Below are 1,147 nucleotides of genomic sequence, written 5' to 3' on the forward strand. Positions count from 1 at the left end.
GCCGATCGAGCGCCGGCGCCGGCCGGGGTTTTTGCTATCACTTGCGCCGTCCTGGATCTGCGCCCAGGTCGTGTTTTGCTATCAATACGCGACCTGGTGCCGCAGCTGGCCACCGAAAAATGCTATCAGGTGCCTAGCGCGCCGCTGGCTTGCTGGCTGGCCCCGGCCTGGGCGACCAGTCACCCTACCCTGTCCCAGCTCGACAGAATCGGAAAGTGCATGCGGATAGGTAAGGGATTGAGCAATAAGGCGGGAGAGGGAGCAAAACACAAATCCCAGAAAGGCAAAAGCCCGGTCATTAACCGGGCTTTGCAGGTCCCTCTAGGGGGATAAAACTCAAGTGCCTCAAGGGCTACGTGGCAAATTCTATGGCCGGTTGACACGCATGTCAATCTTATTTGAGCAATGCACCAGCGTTTACGGACCTAATCACCGCCGTTTGAATAAGGGCTACAACCTCCCGAGATAGCACCTGTTCAAGATGCCCACGCATCGCCCTGGGCTTGAACAGACGTTGCTTACTGACCTGCTCCACCAAATCAGCTTTCGCCCATCGGGTTTGTTGCTTGAAGTACGGCAACTCGTCTATCAGATCGCTCCCCAGCTCGACGTGCAAGCCACGACTAAGCTTGCCCATATCCTTTGTTGTCGATAGCGGCACGACTATGCAGGCGTTTGGGTCGATTCGCGCATTCAACACCACCACCAAACGGTTCTTGATCATTTCCGGCTTCAGGCGGTAGTCGTAGTTTTTGAACACGATTGCGCCGCCTTCATCGTACTGATAGTCCCCGTAATTGCACTCCAGGACCTGCCCTATCTTGGGTTCAAAATTAATAGCCATCAATCGTCCTTAAATTAGGGGTAGCGCCAGGGAGTAAATGCTACAGGCTCTAGCCTTTGAAACGAAGCGCGGTCAAGTTGAATGGCGGGGGCCCCGCCGAAGGTGGGTTCCGCGTCCGCAGGACCGCCGTAGGCGCATTCTGCTTGACGGTGCGCAGTGACCCCCAGTCTTCGCCTGGGTGTGTGGGGTAGCTTCACCACCCCGCGCACCCGAGGCCTGGGCGACCCCAGCGCGTTGACAAGGGCCGCGCCCTTGGTGTGGCTTTGTTCTGCCGTCCAGGGGGCACCCCTGGCTGCCAGCGGC

General features: G+C 57.8%; 1 protein-coding gene. It reads right to left on the reverse strand.

Going from position 1 to position 1,147, the window contains the following annotated elements; all coding sequences use genetic code 11:
- Positions 1-394: 394 nt before the first annotated feature.
- The gene (locus tag HBO11_RS28400) at positions 395-844 is read right to left on the reverse strand and encodes a type II toxin-antitoxin system PemK/MazF family toxin (RefSeq protein WP_170059067.1); all 450 of its coding nucleotides are present in this window, start codon (positions 842-844) and stop codon (positions 395-397) included.
- Positions 845-1,147 lie beyond the last annotated feature (303 nt).

The sequence above is a fragment of the Pseudomonas sp. WS 5010 genome, assembly GCF_012985565.1.
Lineage (GTDB): Bacteria > Pseudomonadota > Gammaproteobacteria > Pseudomonadales > Pseudomonadaceae > Aquipseudomonas.

What these genes read in the sequence shown, in the direction of transcription:
- HBO11_RS28400 (WP_170059067.1), bottom strand. Translation starts at nt 844, where the DNA reads ATGGCTATTAATTTTGAACCCAAGATAGGGCAGGTCCTGGAGTGCAAT.